Source organism: Ramlibacter sp. (assembly GCF_035548915.1).
In the GTDB taxonomy this organism is placed as follows: Bacteria; Pseudomonadota; Gammaproteobacteria; order Burkholderiales; family Burkholderiaceae_C; genus Ramlibacter.
The window spans coordinates 28,842-46,451 of record NZ_DASZSE010000003.1; the positions used below are offsets into that span (position 1 = coordinate 28,842).

At 67.0% G+C, this 17,610-nt stretch carries 12 protein-coding genes; 2 read left to right on the top strand and 10 right to left on the bottom strand.

Annotation, left to right across the window (positions count from 1 at the left end; genetic code table 11):
- Positions 1-50 precede the first annotated feature (50 nt).
- Positions 51-1,040 carry a magnesium and cobalt transport protein CorA gene (locus tag VHA82_RS00515; protein ID WP_325539155.1) on the top strand — a complete coding sequence of 330 codons (990 nt, stop codon included), beginning with the start codon at positions 51-53 and terminating at the stop codon, positions 1,038-1,040.
- 28 nt (positions 1,041-1,068) lie between these two features.
- Here VHA82_RS00515 and VHA82_RS00520 read toward each other — a convergent pair whose 3' ends face one another.
- Together VHA82_RS00520 and VHA82_RS00525 are read right to left on the bottom strand one after the other, a co-directional pair.
- Positions 1,069-3,159: a TonB-dependent receptor gene (locus VHA82_RS00520; RefSeq protein WP_325539157.1), complete on the bottom strand. Its 2,091-nt coding sequence runs from the start codon at positions 3,157-3,159 to the stop codon at positions 1,069-1,071.
- On the bottom strand, positions 3,156-3,860 hold the full coding sequence (locus VHA82_RS00525; protein ID WP_325539159.1) for a 5'-methylthioadenosine/adenosylhomocysteine nucleosidase: 705 nt from the start codon (positions 3,858-3,860) through the stop codon (positions 3,156-3,158). Before VHA82_RS00525 ends, VHA82_RS00520 begins: the two co-directional genes overlap by 4 nt.
- Positions 3,861-3,974: 114 nt before the next feature.
- On the opposite strand from VHA82_RS00525, the gene VHA82_RS00530 reads away from it, so the two are divergent.
- Entirely contained in the window at positions 3,975-4,526 is a 552-nt protein-coding gene (locus VHA82_RS00530) for a hypothetical protein (protein WP_325539161.1), read from the top strand.
- A gap of 65 nt (positions 4,527-4,591) precedes the next feature.
- Here the strand turns inward: VHA82_RS00530 and VHA82_RS00535 are convergent, their stop codons facing one another.
- The 8 genes from VHA82_RS00535 to VHA82_RS00570 all read right to left on the bottom strand — a co-directional run bounded on the left by VHA82_RS00535 (position 4,592) and on the right by VHA82_RS00570 (position 17,599).
- Complete coding sequence (locus VHA82_RS00535) at positions 4,592-6,136, bottom strand: class I SAM-dependent methyltransferase (protein WP_325539163.1); 1,545 nt, start codon at positions 6,134-6,136, stop codon at positions 4,592-4,594.
- Positions 6,137-6,209: 73 nt separating this feature from the next.
- On the bottom strand, positions 6,210-7,820 hold the full coding sequence (locus VHA82_RS00540) for an ABC transporter substrate-binding protein (RefSeq protein WP_325539165.1): 1,611 nt from the start codon (positions 7,818-7,820) through the stop codon (positions 6,210-6,212).
- A gap of 52 nt (positions 7,821-7,872) precedes the next feature.
- The gene (locus tag VHA82_RS00545; RefSeq protein WP_325539167.1) at positions 7,873-8,892 is read right to left on the bottom strand and encodes a peptide ABC transporter ATP-binding protein; all 1,020 of its coding nucleotides are present in this window, start codon (positions 8,890-8,892) and stop codon (positions 7,873-7,875) included.
- On the bottom strand, positions 8,889-9,908 hold the full coding sequence (locus tag VHA82_RS00550; protein ID WP_325539169.1) for an ABC transporter ATP-binding protein: 1,020 nt from the start codon (positions 9,906-9,908) through the stop codon (positions 8,889-8,891). The genes VHA82_RS00545 and VHA82_RS00550 overlap by 4 nt, the downstream gene beginning before the upstream one ends.
- Before the next feature lie 187 nt (positions 9,909-10,095).
- Entirely contained in the window at positions 10,096-10,998 is a 903-nt protein-coding gene (locus tag VHA82_RS00555; RefSeq protein WP_325539171.1) for an ABC transporter permease subunit, read from the bottom strand.
- A gap of 5 nt (positions 10,999-11,003) precedes the next feature.
- Entirely contained in the window at positions 11,004-12,017 is a 1,014-nt protein-coding gene (locus VHA82_RS00560; protein ID WP_325539173.1) for an ABC transporter permease subunit, read from the bottom strand.
- Between the two features lie 41 nt (positions 12,018-12,058).
- Positions 12,059-14,251, bottom strand: coding sequence for a hypothetical protein (locus VHA82_RS00565; RefSeq protein ID WP_325539175.1), 2,193 nt, complete (start codon positions 14,249-14,251; stop codon positions 12,059-12,061).
- A gap of 174 nt (positions 14,252-14,425) precedes the next feature.
- The gene (locus tag VHA82_RS00570; protein ID WP_325539177.1) at positions 14,426-17,599 is read right to left on the bottom strand and encodes a cadherin domain-containing protein; all 3,174 of its coding nucleotides are present in this window, start codon (positions 17,597-17,599) and stop codon (positions 14,426-14,428) included.
- Positions 17,600-17,610 lie beyond the last annotated feature (11 nt).

Genomic DNA, 17,610 nt, shown 5'->3' on the forward strand with positions numbered 1-17,610 from the left:
AGAGCCTCTCGTTTCGCGCCGACCCCATAGACAACGAGTCACGGAGCAGCATGCTCAACATCTTCACGCTCGCCAACGGCAGGCTCGTCCAGGAAGAGATCGAGTCGCTCGAGGAGCTTTCCCGCTTCCAGCCGATCTGGGTGGACCTCGAGGCGCCCTCCATCGAGGAGAAGCGCTGGGTGAAGCAGTACTACGGCCTGTCCATCCCGGCCGACGCGATGGACGAGGACATCGAGGAGTCCGCCCGCTTCTACGAGGAAGACAACGGCGACCTGCACATCCGCAGCGACTTCCTGATCGCCGACGACGAGTCCCCGAGCACGGTGCGCGCGGCCTTCATCCTCAACTTGCGCAACACCGCGCTCAAGAGTCACGGCGTGCTGTTTTCCATCCACGACGAGGACGTGCCGGTGTTTCGCCTGCTGCGCCTGCGCGCGCGCCGCGCGCCTGGACTGATCGAGGATTCGAAGGACGTCCTCCTGAAGCTGTTCGATGCGGACGCCGAATACTCCGCCGACACGCTGGAGGGCATCTACGACGAGCTGGAGAAGGTGAGCAAGCAGGTGCTGGCCGGTGACGTGACCGACGAACTCGCGGGCGAGGTGCTGGGCGCGATCGCGCGCCAGGAGGACATGAACGGGCGCATCCGCCGCAACGTGATGGACACGCGCCGCGCGCTGTCGTTCATGATGCGCAGCCGCATGCTCACTGCGGAGCAGTTCGAGGAGTCGCGCCAGATCCTGCGCGACATCGAGTCGCTCGACAACCACACGGCGTTTCTCTTCGACAAGATCAACTTCCTGATGGACGCGACGGTCGGCTTCATCAACATCAACCAGAACAAGATCATCAAGATCTTCTCGGTGGCGAGCGTGGCGCTTCTGCCGCCGACGCTGGTGGCGAGCGTCTACGGCATGAACCTGCAGTTCCCGGAGCTGAAGCTGCTCGGTACGGCCGCCTACCCGTATGTGCTGGCGCTGATGGCCGCAAGCGCCCTGGGCCCGATGTGGTACTTCCGCCGGCGCGGCTGGTTGAAGTGACGTTCGAGGCGCGCTGGCAGGTGCGCCCTCAGAATCCCACCTTCCAGCCGACTCGCACTGCCCGCGGCAGCGACGGATGCAAGTGCACCGTCGCCGGCGTCACGCCATCGGCGAACGCCGGCTCGCCCGGAAGCCGCGATGCGTACGCATATTCGATGTCGTTCACCTTCCGGCCGAAGACGTTGAACACGTCGATCGACACCTCGTTTCGCGCCGCGAACCGGTAGGCGGCGCGAAGGTTCGCGAGCGTGCTGCCCGGCGCGCGGATCGAGTTGTCCTCGATGAGCGGATGCGGCCCGAAGTGCCGCACGCGCGCACCGAGCGTCCACGGCCCCTGCGCATACGTGACACCGAGCGTCCCCACGCGCGCGAGTGCGCCCGGAATGCGGTCGCCGGCCGGGTCGAAGTCGCGATAGCGCGCGCGCGTGAACGACGCGTCCGCATCGAATTCCCACGCGGGCGCGGGACGCCAGTTGGCGGTGAGTTCGAGTCCGCGCCGCGACGAGGGACGCGACGCTTCGGTCGTGCCGGCGTCGCCCGCGAACACCAGTTCGGAATCGAGCTTGAGCCACCAGAGCGCCGCCGTGGTGACGAGCCGGTCGCTCCATTTCGTCCGCGCGCCGGCTTCGTAGCCCGTCGCCGGCACGAGCAGCGCCGAGCGGTCCACCGGCGTCACGCCGTCGTTCGGGTCCACGCGGATGACCGCGCCGCGCGCGTCGTTGCTGTGATAGCCGCGGCCCCAGTTGGCATAGAAGTCGAGCCGCTCTGTCGGCGTGTAGGCGAGGGAGACCTTCGGGCTCGGCCGCTCGGCATTCGCGGCTCCGCTGTTGGCCGCGATCGAGCTCGCGACCTCGGCCGTGCGATGGTCCCAGCGCAGCCCGAAGACGCCGCGCCACTGCGCGGTGAACTGCGCATCGGCCTGCAGCCAAGCACCGATCGCGTCGAGCATCACGCGATCGCGCCGCACTGTCGCAAGGCGCACGCGCGACTGCGTGTCGTAGAGACCCACCTCGCCGATGTTGTCGCGCCGCACGTCCGCACCCCAGCTCCACACGGTGTCGACACCGCGAATCCGCGCGGAACGTTCCTGCCGCACCGATGCGCCGAGCACGGTGCGGCGATCCACCTGCTCGAACTGATCGAGCGGGACGGTGCCGTCGCAGGCGGGCGCGAGAGGCAGTGCGTCGCAGCCGCGCGTGTAGTAGGTGAAGTCGGAAAAGAGGTCGAACCCATAGCGCAGCGCATACATGCCGACGCTTGTCGCCAGGCCCGCGACACTGCCGTTCCACGTTCCGTTGGCGCCCGTGCGGCGCGTTCGGCCGCCCGACGTCGGATCGAGCGAGCCGAACCGGCCGATCAGGCCCGAGTCGATCGCGCGCTCGGGCACCTGATCGGTCGAAGTCCATGAGGCCTCGTAGTGCGTGAACCCGATGCCGAAGCCCTCGGCGGCGGTGCCGTGCGAGTACTTCGCCGTGAGATTGGTCTTGCGCAGGTTCTGCGGGACGGTCCAGGGGCCGTCGTCGCGCGAGTGCTCCGCCGCCAGCAGCAGATCGCCTTCGCCCGCCTCCCAGGAGCCGGCCGCGAGCGCGCGCCGGAAGCCGAAGCCGCCCGCCGCCACGAGCGCGAACGGCCGCGCGAGGCTTCTCACGGTGCGGATGCGCGCGCTGCCCGCGGTGGCGAAGTCGCCGTCGGGGGCGTAGTAAGGGCCTTTGCGGTATTGCACGGATTCCACGAGCTCGGGAATCAGGAAATACAGGTCCGTGTAGCCCTGGCCGTGCCCGTGCGTCGGGAAGTTCACCGGCACGCCGTCGACGAAGGTCGCGAAGTCGGTGCCGTGATCGAGGTTGAAGCCGCGCAGGAAATACTGGTTGGCCTTGCCCTCGCCCGCGTGCTGCGTCGCGACCAGCCCCGGCACCGACTCCATGATGTCGCCCGCGCGCAGCAGCGGCCGCGTGGCAAGCTGCTTGGAGGTGACGATGCCTTCGCTCGCGCTCGTGGCCGTGCCCTGCAGGTCCTCGCGCGTGCTCTGGATGGTCACGGGCTCGAGTGCCGTGCCCGCCTGCTGCGCAAGCGCGCCGGTGGCTGCTGCGAGCAGCCCGCAGAAGATCGCGGCCCTCACGAGGCCTCATCCCCGAGGAAAGCCTCGACGATCGCCGCCGAGTGGCGGCTCGCCACATCCCGGATGAACTGGACGAAGTCGCCGTGCGCCTCGTCGTCGGCGCGGTCGGACACGGTGCGCACGGCCGCGAACGGCACGCCGTAGTCGCGGCACACCTGCGCGATTGCGGCGCCTTCCATCTCCACCGCGAGCGCCTCGGGAAGCGCGGCCTGCAGCGAGCGGCTTTCGCCGCTCGTGGCGACGAAGCGGTCGCCCGAAATCACGAGCCCGCGGTGCACGCGCGTGCCGGGCAACGCCCGCGCCACCGATTGCGCGACCCGGTCGGTGAGGGCGCGGTCGGTGTCGAAGCGGCTCGTGCCGTAAAGCGGGACCTCGTACTTCGGAAAGATCGGCGAGGCGTCGAGGTCGTGCTGCAGGAAGCCGTCGGCCAGCACGACGTGCCCGCGCTCCACGCCCGGCGCGAGCCCGCCCGCGACGCCCGTGAAGAGAATGCGGTCGACTTCGAAGCGCTCGATGAGCACGGTGGCGGTGGTCGCCGCGGCGACCTTGCCGATGCGCGAGAGCACCGCGACCGCGTCGTGCCCGTGCAGGTGGCCGACCCGGAAGTCGCGCCCCGCGGCCGGCTGCCGCGTCTCGTCGGGCATGAGGGCGAGCACGGCGGCGAGTTCCTCATGCATGGCGGAGACGATGGCGGTTCGCATGGCGCCCGATTGTGTCGCAAGAGTGCGACTACGGTTGTCGATTCGTAACCCGCCGCATATCATGCAAGCTCACCCCCGCCACGGGACCGGCATCGGCCGCGCACGGAGAAGAACTTGAAGTACCTGCTCGCCCTCCTCACATCGATCTTCGCATCGATCCTGCTCACCGCCTGCGGAAGCGGCGACGGCTTCACCAACCCCGTCGTGATCGATCCGGGCGGCCAGACCGTCCGCCTCGACTTCCCGACGGAGTACGGGCTGCAGATTCCGACCTCGGGCAACCGCGTCACGGTGGCGTCCAACAACACGGTGACCTTCGTCACGATGGCGGGCACGAACAACATCCTCAACATCGAGCCGAACGTGCTGGTGCGCTCGATGGAGGTCTCGGGCTCGAACAACACCGTCAACCTCTCGAACAACGACACGGTGCCGACCATCAGCGTGCTCGGCACCAACGCGATCCTGAATGTGGGCGCGGACGATCAGATCAACGAAATCCAGATGCTTGGCAGCAACGGCCTGCTCACCATCACGTCGTTCTCGGCGAACGTCGGGACGATCGGCCTGGGCGGCAGCAACATCGTGCTGCGAATCCCGACGGGCTATACGTCGAAGACGACGATTCACAATACCGGCGCGAACAACCAGATCATCGAGCAGTAGCGGTTACCTGCAAGCTGCAGGAGCGAGGCCGCGCGCCACCGGCGCGCCGCCCCTGCGAAGCCGCATCACGCGATGCCGGTAGCCTTCAGGATCGGCAGCTGCTGCTCGAGAAACAGCGCCGCTTCCTGTTCGAGGTAGGCGAGGTTTTCCGCCTCGGTCTGCAGCGGCTTGCCGTCCTTCACGATCACCTGCCGCTGCTGCGCGAGCACCTGCCAGCACGCGGCGGCCAGGTCCTTCGTCTTGCGCTTGCCCGTCTCGTGGGCTGCCAGGAACAGCTGGTTCCAGCGGGACACCCCCACGCCACCGCCGGTGACCGGGCTGGCCAGCACGCTCAGGTCGCTGCTGAAGCGGGCCTTCTGCATGATCCATTCGTTCAGGGCCTTGCACCGCGGCGCCGCGACGCGCTGCACGCTCTCTTGCTGAACGGCCGCGACGTCCCCGCGCGAAGCGAGCACGAGCATGGCCTGGGCCAGCTGCCCGAAGTTGATCTCCCTCGCCTTCACCGCGGATTCGATTTCGCTCACCGACCGTTCGCGGCCGTCGGCGAGCGCCTCGATGAGCGGCCGGTAGATGTTTTCCATGAGCGCGATCGGCGCGTTCGAGCCCGCGGGCGTGAGGGTCATCGCCACCTTGTCCGCGGGCCGCACGAGCCGGAAGACCTTCTTGCGCAGGCTGTCCTCGATTTCCATCGCGGTACGCCGGCGGGCGCCCCGCACCCAGTAGTCGCGGCGGAACTGCTGGTTCACGAGCAGGTCGCGCACCGTCTCGCGGAATTCCGGATGCGCGACTTCGCGCAGGAACTCCGCGGCCTGGCTGTTCAGGTTCAGGGTGTCGACCAGGCCCAGATAGGTGGCGGTACACGCGAAGGAAAGCTTCGCTTCGCCGAGCCAGTGTCCCATGTCCGCGAACGGCATGGGCTCCCAGTCGCGGTGGAAGTACTCGTGCGCGAGATAGTTCCGGTTCATGCCGCGCACCTGGCTCAGCCGCTCCATCACGGCGGGGTAGGCACGCGGATAGGCGGAACCGGCGGAGAGCAGCTTGCCGCAGAACTCGAGCGCGGCCTCGATGCGGGCCGGCAGCTGCTGGCCCGGCGCGCCGAGCAGGCGCGTGTGTTCGGTGAGCAGATGGCGAATGGGCGCCATCCCGGCCCACCCGGGCATCGTGTTGTAGCTGATGTAGAGAAGGCCGCCCAGCCTCAGCTTGCGGCGGATGAAGTCCACCAGCACGCGGCGGTTCTCGTCGGAGACCCAGCTCCAGACGCCGTGCAAGCCGATGAAATCGAACTCCGGCAGATCCGCGCGCGAACAGAATTGCTCGAAGGATTCGTCGAAGAGCTTCGGCGCCGCGCCGCCGACGCGCGCGAGGTCGCTCGCGAACGCGGCCTGGTCGGGGTTGAAGTCGGTGCCCCACCACTGCGCTTCCCCCGCGGCCGCATGGACGTTGATGCTCACGCCCTGGCCGAACGCGAGCTCGCATGCCGTCTCCCACCGCGCCGGCGGCTCGATGCCGGAAAAAAGCAGCGGCAGTTCCGCGCGAACCGGGTTCAGTTCCTCGTAGTACCCGTACGTGTAGCCGACTTCCGTGAGGTAGCCCTGATTCCACTCCTGCATGGTGTTCCTCCGCACCTTGTCCATTTCGCAAAGCCCCGGCGCCGCGCGGCGCCGGGCGATCACTGGAGAGCGATCACTCCTTGATGTCGACGCCGTAGAACGTGTGGCGGCCGAACGGCGACAGCTTGAAGTCGATCACTTCCTTGCGCACGGGCTTCAGCTGCACCGCGTGCGCGATGGTGAACCACGGCGCCTGCTCCTTGAAGATCACCTGCGCCTGCTTGTAGAGCTTGTCGCGCTCGGCGGGCTTGGTCTCGACCTTCGCTTTCTGGATCAGATCCTCGAACGGCTTGTAGCAGAACTTCGAGACGTTGGAGCCGTTGGTCTTCGCCGAATCGCAGCCGAGCAGCACCGCGAGGAAGTTGTCCGGGTCGCCGTTGTCGCCGGTCCAGCCGAGCATGCCCATCTGGTGCTCGCCGTTTTGCATGCGTTTCCTGTACTCGCCCCACTCGAAGCTCTTGATCTCCGCCTTCACGCCGATCTTCGCGAGGTCCGCCTGCATCAGCTCCGCGATGCGCTTGGCGTTCGGGTTGTAGGGCCGCTGCACCGGCATCGCCCACAGATCGGTCTCGAAGCCGTTCGGGTGGCCGGCCTGCGCGAGCAGCTTCTTCGCCGCTTCTGGGTCGAACGGGTCGTCCTTGATCGCGTCGTTGTAGGCCGACATCGTGGGCGGGATCGGGTTCTTCGCCGCGATCGCGCTGCCGAGGTACACGGCGTCCAGAATCGCCTTCTTGTTGATCGCCATGTTGATGGCCTTGCGAACCCGCACGTCGTCGAACGGCTTCTTCGTCACGTTGTAGGCGAGATAGCCGACGTTGAGCCCCGGCTGCTCGAGGATCTTGACGTTCGGGTCCTTCCTCATCGCCTCCAGGTCCGCCGGATTCGGATAGGGCATCACGTGGCATTCGCCCTTTTGCAGCTTGGCCCAGCGCACCGCGGCGTCCGGCGTGATCGAGTAGACGAGATCGTCGATCTTCGCCTTGCCGCCCCAGTATTGCGGGAAGGCCTTGTAGCGGATCACGGCGTCCTTCTGGTACTGCACGAGGTAGAAGGGGCCGGTGCCGATCGGCTCCTGGTCGAGCTTCTCGGGGGTGCCCGCCTTCAGCATCGCGACCGCGTACTCCTTCGACTGCACCGCCGCATAGGGCATCGCGAGGTCGGAGAGGAACGGCGCCTCGGGCTTGTTCAGCACGATGCGCACCGTGTAGTCGTCCAGCTTGTCCACCGACTTCAGGAGCTTGGGCATGCCCATGTCGTTGAAGTACGAGTGGTTGCTGCTCGTCACCTTGAAGTACGGGTCGTTTTCCTTCCACTGCCGCTCGAACATGAAGAGCACGTCGTCGGCGTTGAAGTCGCGCGACGGCTTGAAGGCGCGCTGGCTGTGCCACTTCACGCCCTTGCGCAGATGGAACGTGTAGGTGAGGCCGTCGGGGGTGATTTCCCATTTCTCGGCGAGGCCGGGGATCACCTTCGTGCCGCCGCGCTCGAAATTGACGATGCGGTCGTAGATCGGCTCGTTGCCGTCGAACGAAGTGCCGGTCGTGTTGACGCCGGGGTAGAAGTTCTCGGGGCTGCCTTCGGAGCAGAACACGAGCGTCTTGGCGCCCGCGCTCGCGGCCGTGAGGGCCAGTGCGGCGAACGCGGCCACGGCCACGTGCTTGCGCGCGAACATCGGTTTCTTCATGCGGACTCCTTGTGAGCGATGGGGTGTTCCGGTGGGGCGCAATTGTTCCGCGCTAACCGGGGAGAGACGCATTATCGGCAGTCCGCTCTTCGGGAAAACCCCGGGCTAACCAGTCCTCGGCGAGGTGGCAGGCCACCAGCCTGTCGCCCACGGGACGCAGCGGCGGCCTTTCGGCGCGGCACCGCTCGACCGCGTACGGGCAGCGCGTGCAAAACACGCACGCCGCGGGCGGATCGAGCGGCGACGGCAGCTCGCCTTGCAGCACGATGCGCTTGCCCTTGCGCGCCGCGCCGATCCCCGGCGTCGAGGCGAGCAGCGCGTGCGTGTAGGGGTGCAGCGGCTGCTCGAAGATGAGCTTCTTCGGCCCCTGCTCCATCGCGAGCCCGAGATACATCACGAGCACGTCGTGCGCGATGTGGCGCACCACCGCCAGGTCGTGCGAGATGAAGAGATAGGCGAGATTGAATTCCTGCTGCAGGTCCGCAAGGAGATTGAGTACCTGCGCCTGGATGGACACGTCGAGCGCCGACACGGGCTCGTCGGCGACGACGACCTTCGGATTCGGCATGAGCGCGCGCGCGATCGCGATGCGCTGCCGCTGGCCGCCGGAGAACATGTGCGGGTAGCGGTTGGCGTATTCGGGCCTGAGGCCCACCTGCTGCAGCATTTTGCGGGCGCGCTCGGCGCGTTCGCTCGCGCCGAGCTCGGTGTTGATCTGAAGCGGCGCTTCCAGCACCTTGGCGATCTTCTTGCGCGGATTGAGCGAGCCGTACGGGTTCTGGAACACGAGCTGCACGGCCTGGCGCAGGCGCCGCCACTCGCTCGCGGCGGGGTGCACGGCGTCGGTGCCGTCCAGCGTGAGCTCGCCCGCGCTCGGCTTTTCGATGAGCGACACCATCCGGGCGAGCGTGGACTTGCCGCAACCCGATTCGCCGACGACCGCGAGCGTCCTGCCCTGCTCGAGCGTGAACGAGATGCCGCCCACGGCCTGCAGTTGCGCAGGTTCGCGAAACATCCCTCGGCGGATCGGATAGACCTTGCGCAGGTCCCGGGCCTCGACCACGGCCGTCATGCCGTCTCCTCGACGTGGATCGGCCCGTCGCGCTCGATGTCGCGCTGCCGCGAGGCGTCTCCGAGCGGATAGTGGCACCGCACGCGCGCGCCCATCCATTCGCGCAGTTCCGGCCGCACCGTGGCCGAGTGCTGCGTCGCATACGCGCAGCGCGGCGCGAAGAGGCACCCGCCCGGCCGGTCGAACACGCCCGGCACCACACCGGCGATCGTGGCGAGCCGCTGCCCGGCCTCGCCTTGCTCCGGCAAGGCCGCGAGCAGCGCCTCGGTGTACGGATGCTGCGGCCGCGCGAAGAGCGACGCGACCGGCTGCTCCTCCATCACCTGGCCCGCGTACATCACGGCGACGCGCTGCGCCATCTCGCTCACCACGCCCATGTTGTGCGTGATGAGCACGAGCGCCATGCCGCGTTCCTGCTGGAGCGTGCGCAGGAGCTCGAGGATCTGCGCCTGGATCGTCACGTCGAGCGCGGTGGTCGGCTCGTCGGCGATCAGAAGGCGCGGATTGCACGAAATCGCCATCGCGATCATGACGCGCTGGTTCATGCCGCCCGAGAGCTGGTGCGGATAGTCGTTCATGCGCGACTCGGCCGCGGGGATGCCCACCTGCTCCAGCAGGCCGACGGCGTGCTTCCACGCGCTTTTCCGGTCGAGCGGCGAATGCTGGCGCAAGGCCTCCACGAGCTGCCAGCCGATGGTGAAGCAGGGGTTCAGGCTGCTCGTGGGCTCCTGGAAGATCATCGCCATGTCACGGCCCACGAGGCGGCGGCGTTGCCTGTCGGAGATGCCCGCCAGGTCGTGGCCGGCGAAGCGCAGCGTCCTTGCGCGCACACGGCCGGGGTAGGCGATGAGGCCCATGAGCGCCATCATCGTCACGCTCTTGCCCGAGCCCGATTCGCCGACGATGCCGAGCACTTCGCCTTCGTCGAGCGTGAGGCTCACGCCCTCCACCGCGTGCATGACGCTGCCTTGCGTCGGGAATTCGACGTGCAGGTCTTCGATTTCGAGGAGGGGCATCATGCGTTCCCCCTGGATATCGAGGGCGCAGGCTTTCTTCTGGACGCAGAGGACGCAAAGATCACGCAGAGAACGCGAAAGAGGAAATCATGGATCATTTTGCCGGTCTCTGTGTTTCTCTGCGTCCTCTGCGTAGCCTTTGCGTCCTCTGCGTCCACGAAAAATCTTGGCGCCCTCAGGCGTCCATTCACCTCTTCAGCTTTGGGTCGAGCGCATCGCGCAGGCCGTCGCCGAGCAGGTTGAAAGCGAGCACCGCAGCGAGGATCATGAGACCGGGGAAAGTCACGACCCACCACGCGCGCAGCACGAATTCGCGCGCGTCCGCGAGCATCGTGCCCCACTCGGGCGAAGGCGGCTGCGCGCCGAGACCGAGAAAGCCGAGCGCCGCCGCATCCAGAATGGCGCTGGAAATGCCGAGCGACGCCTGCACGATGAGCGGGGCCGCGCAGTTGGGGAGGACTTCCGAGAACATGAGCCGAAGCGTCCCCGCGCCGCTCACGCGAGCGGCCGTCACGTAATCCTTCGCCGTTTCGGTGATCACCGACGCGCGCGTGATGCGCACGTAGTGCGGCAGCAGCACGACCGACACGGCGAGCATCGCATTCACGAGTCCCGGCCCGAGGATCGCGACGATCACGATCGCAAGCAGGAGGCTCGGCAGCGTGAGCAGGATGTCCATGAGCCGCATGATCGCGATCTCGGTGACGCCGCGCGCGAACCCGGCGACGAGGCCGAGCGCGACGCCCACCGTGACGGAGATCGCCACCACCCCGAGACCGATGGAAAGCGACAGGCGCGAGCCGTGAATGAGACGCGAGAGGATGTCCCGCCCGATCGCATCGGTGCCGAGGAGGAACTGCGCCGAGCCGCCTTCGGCCCAGGCGGGCGGCTTCAGGAACGCGGCGCTGTTGGTCGCATCCGGATGATGCGGCGCGACCCACGGCGCGAAGACCGCGAGCAGCAGCATGAAGACGACCACGCCGAGCCCGATCACCGCGCCGCGGTTCTGCGAGAACGAAAGCCAGAACTCGCGCAGCGGCCCGGGCGGCGCCGTCTGCGCGCTCGGGGCGGTCATGGGAACGGCGCTCATGGCATTCAATGGCCGCCCAGGCGGATGCGCGGGTTGATGAGCCCGTACGTCACGTCGACGACGAGGTTCACGAGCATCACCATGCCGCCCAGCAGCAGCATGCCGCCTTGCAGCACCGGATAGTCGCGCCGGCTGATGGCCTCGATCAGCCACTTGCCCACGCCCGGCCACGAGAAGATGGTTTCGGTGAGGATCGCCCCCGTGAAGAGCACGCCGACCTGCAGGCCGATCACCGTCACCACCGGGATCAGCGCATTGCGCAGCGCGTGCACGCCCACCACGCGCACGGGCGCGAGGCCTTTGGCGCGCGCGGTGCGGATGTAGTCCTCGCCGAGCACTTCGAGCATCGCCGAGCGCGTCATGCGCGCCACCACCGCCAGCGGATTGGTGCCGAGCACGATGGCCGGCAAGACGAGGTGCGCCGCGGCCGACTTGAAGGCGCCCTTGTCGTCGGCAAGGAGCGAGTCGATGAGCAGGAAGCCGGTCTTCGGCTCGATGAAGTACTGCACCGCGATGCGGCCCGACACGGGTGTCCAGCCGAGCTGCACCGAAAAGAGCAGGATGAGCAGCAGCCCCCACCAGAAGATGGGCATCGAATAGCCGGTGAGCGACGTCGCCATCACGCCGTGGTCGAAGACCGAGTTGCGCTTCACCGCCGCGACGATGCCCGCGGGAATGCCGATCGCGAGCGCGAAGACGATGGCGCACAGCGCGAGCTCGATCGTCGCGGGAAAGAGCGCACCGAATTCGCTGATCACGGGCGCCTGCGTGATCATCGATTTGCCGAGGTCGCCGTGCAGCACGCGCGAGATGTAGATGCCGTACTGCGTGATCACCGGCTGGTCGAACCCGTACTCGTGCACGAGCTGGGCATGGCGCGCGGCGTCGATCCCGCGCTCGCCCGCCATCGTCTCGATCGGGTCGCCCGGCACGAGGCGGATCAGGAAGAAGGCGAGCAGCGTCATCCCGAAGAAAGTCGGGATGACGAGCGAGGCGCGGGTGAGCAGGAAGCGCAGCATCGGGGCGCCAATTGTGCCCTCAAGACCGCGCGTGCACCGCTCTAGGTGATGACGAAGTCGGTCGGATTCAGGTCGCCGAGCGAGACGCCCAGCAGCGTCACCGTGTTCGCCGTGCCGTGCGGCGCGAGCTTGTCGAGGTGGATCACGACGTCGCTGCCGACCTGCTCCATCCGGCTCTGAAGCGCCGTGTAGTTGGCGATGTAGCTCTTCAGGCCCGACAGCACCACCTGGTCGTGGTCCGTGGCATGCCCGTGGAAGTCGTAGATCAGGTCGTGGCCGTTGCCGGTCTTGAACACGAACTGGTCGGCGCCGCCGACGATGTCCTCGCCGCCGTAGGCCGCGTCGCCCCACATGTAGTCGGTGCCCGCGCCGCTCACGAGGGTATCGTTGCCGCCCACTCCGTAGTCGTCCAGGTACTCGGCGTCGCCGTACAGGTAGTTGACCGTTCCGGCGCCGCCGCCGGTGATCGAGTCGTTGCCGCCGTGCGCGGCGTCCGCGTTCGACGGGTTGTAGTTGGAGAACTCGTAGGCGTCGCCATACAGGTAGTTGTGGGTCCCGGTGCCGTTGCCGCCGGCCATGGTGTCGTTGCCGCCGTGCGCTCCGGAGCCGATGTCCTCGCCGAAGAGGCCGTACATGTAGTAGCTGTCACCGTACATCCAGTTTTCGCTGCCGGTGCCGCCACCCGTCATCTTGTCGTCGCCGCCCTGGGACGATTCGTGCATGTCGAAGGCATCGCCGTACATGTCGTTTTCGCTGGAGGCGCCGCCCCCGGTCATGGTATCGCTGCCGCCGTGCGAGCCTTCCCACATGTCCTCGCCGTCGCCATACATGTAGTTTTCGCTGCCCGCGCCGCCGCCGATCATGCTGTCGTTGCCGCCTTGCGAGTGGTAGGCCATGTCCTCGCCGTCGCCCACCATCATGTTCCAGGTGTCGCCGTCGCCGCCCTTCATCGAATCGTTGCCGCCGACCGAGTACACGCCCACGATGACATCGTCGCCGTAGAGATAGTTGTCGACTTCGCCGCCCAGGCTCACGCCGCCGCCGGAGAGCGTGTCGTTGCCGTAGTGCAGGCAGTCGTGACTGCCGCTCGATCCGAACCCGATGCCCGGGCCGCTGCCGTTCAGCGCGTCCTCGAGCAGATAGACGTCGCCGATGTCGCCGTACAGGTCGTTCTCGACGTAGGCACCGTCTCCGCTCGCCCGGCCGCCCACCAGCACGTCGTTGCCGAAACTGACGCCGCCACCGTCGCCGGAGAAGGCCCACGCGTCGCCCGCCATGAAGTTGTAGGCCTCGCTCGAGCCGCAGGTCACGCCGACCGCGAGCGTGGCCGCGCCACCGATGAGCGAATCGTTGCCGTTGTGCGCCTCGCCCGTGACCGTGGCGAACTCGAAGAAGGAATCGCCCGCGATCGCGTTTTGCACGCACGCGGAGCCGCCGTTGGCCGTGACCGACGCCGCGCCTCCCGTCACCACGTCGTTGCCGCCGGTGCCGTAGCCGTCGTAGGCGCCGTCGCCGCCGATCACGTTCGTGGTCGACGCGTCGCCGCCTTGCGTGGTCGCGCCGCCGCCGGTGATCGTGTCGTTGCCGCCGATGCCGCCCTGGTCCTCGCCGAAGTCGCCGAAAACCTCGTTCATGACATCCGCGTAGCCGTTGGTGCTCGTCGCGTTGCCGGCCACCATGATGTCGGCCCCGCCGCGAATGGCGTAGTCATAGCCGTAGGCATACGAGAAGTCGCCGAACATGAGGTTGCTCGCCTCGGTTTCGAACAGCGTCGCGCTGCCGGCCGCGTTGCTGCCCTTCATCGTGTCGTTGCCGCCGATGTCCGGGGCGTCGTCGGCATAGGCGTTTCCGGCATCCCCGACAAACACCGTGTTGGCGTTCGCTCCGCCCGTCATCACGTCCTTGCCGCCGGTGGCGCCGCCATAGAAGTCCTCGCCGTCGCCATAGAAGACCACCGAGTCTTCACCGTAGAAGCCGAGCGGCTCCGACGCGATCGACACCTGCTCGCCGCCGCTCGAGTTGTCGCCGCCCACGAACTTGTCGTTGCCCCCGACCGCGCCGTCCTCGAGGACGGCCGCATCCCCGACGGCGGTCCACCCTGTCGCATTCTTCGCGCCCAGGAACACGTCGTCGCCGCCGATGTAGGCGCCTTGCAGATCGCCCGCCGAATCCCCGTACGTGAACGTACCGGAGCCCAGATTGATGAAAGAGTTGTTAGGCAATTTGGTCGTCATGCTCGCCTCCTGGTTTGAGTGGAATCGTCACCCGCCGAAATGGCTGCCTCGGGGCGCCCCCGATCGCGCTCAAGAATGCACTGTAGCCAAACCTCACGCACTCGTACATAGCGTTGCCCCGGAAAACGCCCATTCGTGGTAGTGGGCGTTGTCCGGGGCGCACTCGGGCGGCTGCTAGACCACCGCGATCTTCGAGCTGTTGTCCCCGATCAGCGAGACGATGCCGGCCGCGTTCACGCCTTCGAGATCGATCAGGATATCGGCCGAGTTGTCGGTGCCGGTGTTGGAGCCCTGGATGTAGACGTAGCTGTGATGCACGGCGTCGATGTCGGCCGAGAACATCACCGTGCCGCCCTTCTGGTAGCCGAGGAAGATCACGTTCGTGTCGATGTTGTTGTTCTGCAGATACTGCACGACCGCCGCCACGTCCGATGCCGAGGTGAGCGCCAGACCCGCCGAATACGTGTCCGCGTCGTCGAAGTGGATCACTCCGTTGCCGTCGATCGCGTGGCTCTTCACGGTCTGGCCGGCGATCGTGAGCGTCGAATCCGTGCCGTTCTTGCCCGACGTGCTCGCCGCCTTGTAGGCGACCCCCTCGAAGTCGATCACGTCGTTGGACGTGCCGAGCTGGAAGCCGTCCTGAATGACGTCGAAGCCGGACAACACCCCGCCGCCGTAGCTGAGCACCGTGTCGCCGTGATCGTAGAAGAACCTGTCGTCCCCGCTGCTGCCGGTGATCGTGTCGGCGCCCTTTCCGCCCGTGATCCAGTCATCGCCGCTGCCGAGGATGAGCCGGTCCGCATAGTCGCTGCCCGTGACGACGAAGCCTTCGGTCTGGGCCGACAGGTCGATCGTCACGCCGGCGCTCGCGTTCTCGGCGGTGATGATTTCCACGCCGTTCACGCCCGCATCGGAGCTCGAGCCGAGCTGGTTCAGCGCCGCCGAGGTCGACGTGATGAACAGTGTGTCGAGCAGCCCGCCGTCCAGGTTGATCACGCCGTCGCCGCGCACGATCGAGTCGAGCTGCTCGCCCGAGAGCGTCACCACGTCCGTGATCACCGAGCCCAGCAGACTGCCGTTTTCCACGCTGCAGACCTGAGGCGTGTCGTTCAGCGTTTCGATGCCGACGACGGAGACGTTCAGCGTGTCCTCGCCGTCGGCGAGATCGATCTTGTTCAACGATTCCCACTGGTCCGCGGACACGGTGACCACGTCTTCGCCGCAGCTGCCCGCAAGCGTCTCGACGTTGGAGAGAACGCCGTGGTCGAAATCCACGGTGACGCCGTAGCCGGTGAGCACCACCTGGTCTTCGCCGTCGCCGCCGTCGATGCGTTCGTTGTTCGAGAAGTCGCCGTCGGCGAGGTAGAAGGTGTCGCAGCCATCGCCGCCCGACATCGTGTCGCGCCCGGTGCCGCCGACCAGGACGTCGTCATCCTCGCCGCCGGTCAGCCGGTCGTTGCCGCCGAATCCCCAGAGGCCGGCCGGATCGCATCCTTCGCTTTCGATGGTGTCGCCCCCGCTCGTTCCGAGGCCGACGAACACGCCGACGTCCGTGGACGTGTAGCCGTCCGTCACGCTGAGCTGCCCGGCAAGCACCTCGTCCTGCTCACAGGGGGCAAGCGTCGTCGGGCAGCCGTTGTCCGGCCCGGGAAGCTCGCAGAAGGGCGCCGAGTACGAGAGCTCCGCGCCATCGTCGGGGTCCACCACGGTGAAATGCACACCATGGGCGTCGATGTAGGGGCCGCAGGTGATTTCGGGGGCGTCGTTCTTGCCGTGGATCGTGACCGTGACGGTCTGATCCTCGGTCGATCCGAGCGGCCCGCCGATCACGCCGTTGTCCACCGCGTGCAGCGTGTACGTGAGCTCCAGCGTTTCGCCGCACGCGAGGAAGTCGAACGCCTCGCAGCCCGAATCGAAGGTCCATTCGATGTTGCTCTGCTCGCCGTCGGCATCGACGTAGCCGCCGGAGGCCGAGAAATACGACAGGAAGTCGTAGTCGCACAGCCCGCCGCTCGGACCGTCGTGCGTGACCGACTCGACGCTCACGTGCACTTCGTCGGTCGGATCGCCGTCGGTCACCGTCACGGTGCCGCTCGCGCTCAGGCCGGAGTTCGTTTCGCACAGGGAGGCGCTCGACGTGTCTTCCCCGCCCAGCGAGAACACGGGATGGAATTCGTCCGCGTCGATCACGTTCAGGTCCAGCACGTCGCTCGTGGTCTGGTTGCCCGCATGGTCGATGGCGATCACGGTGAAGTGATACTTGCCGCCGTCGGACGCTTCGTAGTCGACGTTGTCCTTCAGCGTGACCACGCCGGTCACGGAATTGATGTTGAAGAGGCCCGAGTCCTCGCCTCCGAGCTCGAAGGTCGTCCTCGGGTCGTCGGTGTTCGCGTCGTACACCGTCACGCCCTTGCCGGTGTTCTCGACGATGGGGTTGGTCGCCGGGCCGGGGGTGGTGAAGGTCGGGCCGATGTCGTCCTGGATGATCAGGTGCTGGTAGACCCAGTCGACGCTCAGCCCCTTGCCGACGAAGACCGCGAACTCCGGTTCCACGTCGTTGTCGTTGCTGAGTTGCACGAGCCCGGTGCCGGGGTCGTAGCGCGCCTCGCCGGGCATGTTGGCATGGAAGGAGCTGCTGCCGATCCACGAGAAGCCCGTGTGCGGCCCGCCCGCGCCGTAGTCGTAGATGCCGCCGCTGCCGGCCGAGAAGAAGTTCGGCCCGCCCACGATGTAGCTGCCGTCGACCACGTTCGGGTCGAGCTGCGACACGTCGATGCGGTCGTTCGCGTTCTTGGAAGCGCCGTCGCCCAGGTCGACGATCGTGTCCCACTGGTTGCTGGTCGCGGGCGATTCGTTGTACGAGTAGTACGTGAACGTGTCGTTGCCGCTGCCCCCGGTCAGGCTGTCCACGCCCAGGCCGCCCACGATCATGTCGTTGCCGCCCTTGCCGTCGATGATGTCGTTGCCGGCCAGGCCGTCGAGGAGGTTGGCGCTCGCGTTGCCGTTCATCGTGTTGGCAAGCGAGTTGCCGGTGCCGCTGATGGCGCCGCCCGCGTCCTGCAGCGTCATCGTCTCGACGTTCAGCGGCTGCGTGTAGCTCACGGTCGTGAAGACGACGTCCTTCGTGTCCGAACCCGTCTCCACCACCTTGTCGGCGATATTGTCGACGTAGTACGTGTCGTTGCCGGAGCCGCCCGACATCGAATCGACGCCGGTCCCTCCGATCAGGGTGTCGTCACCGGCGCCCCCCGACAGCGTGTCGTTGCCGGCCTTGCCGTCGATGGTGTCCGCCCCCGACGAGCCGGTGAGATTGTCATTCTTGAGATCGGAACCGTTATAGATGGCCATTCACTGCTCCT

Excerpts from the sequence above, each read along its gene's own strand:
- VHA82_RS00550 (WP_325539169.1), bottom strand. The coding sequence starts at position 9,908 with ATGCCCCTCCTCGAAATCGAAGACCTGCACGTCGAATTCCCGACGCAA.
- VHA82_RS00525 (WP_325539159.1), bottom strand. The coding sequence starts at position 3,860 with ATGCGAACCGCCATCGTCTCCGCCATGCATGAGGAACTCGCCGCCGTG.
- VHA82_RS00545 (WP_325539167.1), bottom strand. The coding sequence starts at position 8,892 with ATGACGGCCGTGGTCGAGGCCCGGGACCTGCGCAAGGTCTATCCGATC.
- VHA82_RS00560 (WP_325539173.1), bottom strand. The coding sequence starts at position 12,017 with ATGCTGCGCTTCCTGCTCACCCGCGCCTCGCTCGTCATCCCGACTTTC.
- VHA82_RS00555 (WP_325539171.1), bottom strand. The coding sequence starts at position 10,998 with ATGAGCGCCGTTCCCATGACCGCCCCGAGCGCGCAGACGGCGCCGCCC.
- VHA82_RS00515 (WP_325539155.1), top strand. The coding sequence starts at position 51 with ATGCTCAACATCTTCACGCTCGCCAACGGCAGGCTCGTCCAGGAAGAG.
- VHA82_RS00535 (WP_325539163.1), bottom strand. The coding sequence starts at position 6,136 with ATGCAGGAGTGGAATCAGGGCTACCTCACGGAAGTCGGCTACACGTAC.
- VHA82_RS00565 (WP_325539175.1), bottom strand. The coding sequence starts at position 14,251 with ATGACGACCAAATTGCCTAACAACTCTTTCATCAATCTGGGCTCCGGT.
- VHA82_RS00540 (WP_325539165.1), bottom strand. The coding sequence starts at position 7,820 with ATGAAGAAACCGATGTTCGCGCGCAAGCACGTGGCCGTGGCCGCGTTC.
- VHA82_RS00570 (WP_325539177.1), bottom strand. The coding sequence starts at position 17,599 with ATGGCCATCTATAACGGTTCCGATCTCAAGAATGACAATCTCACCGGC.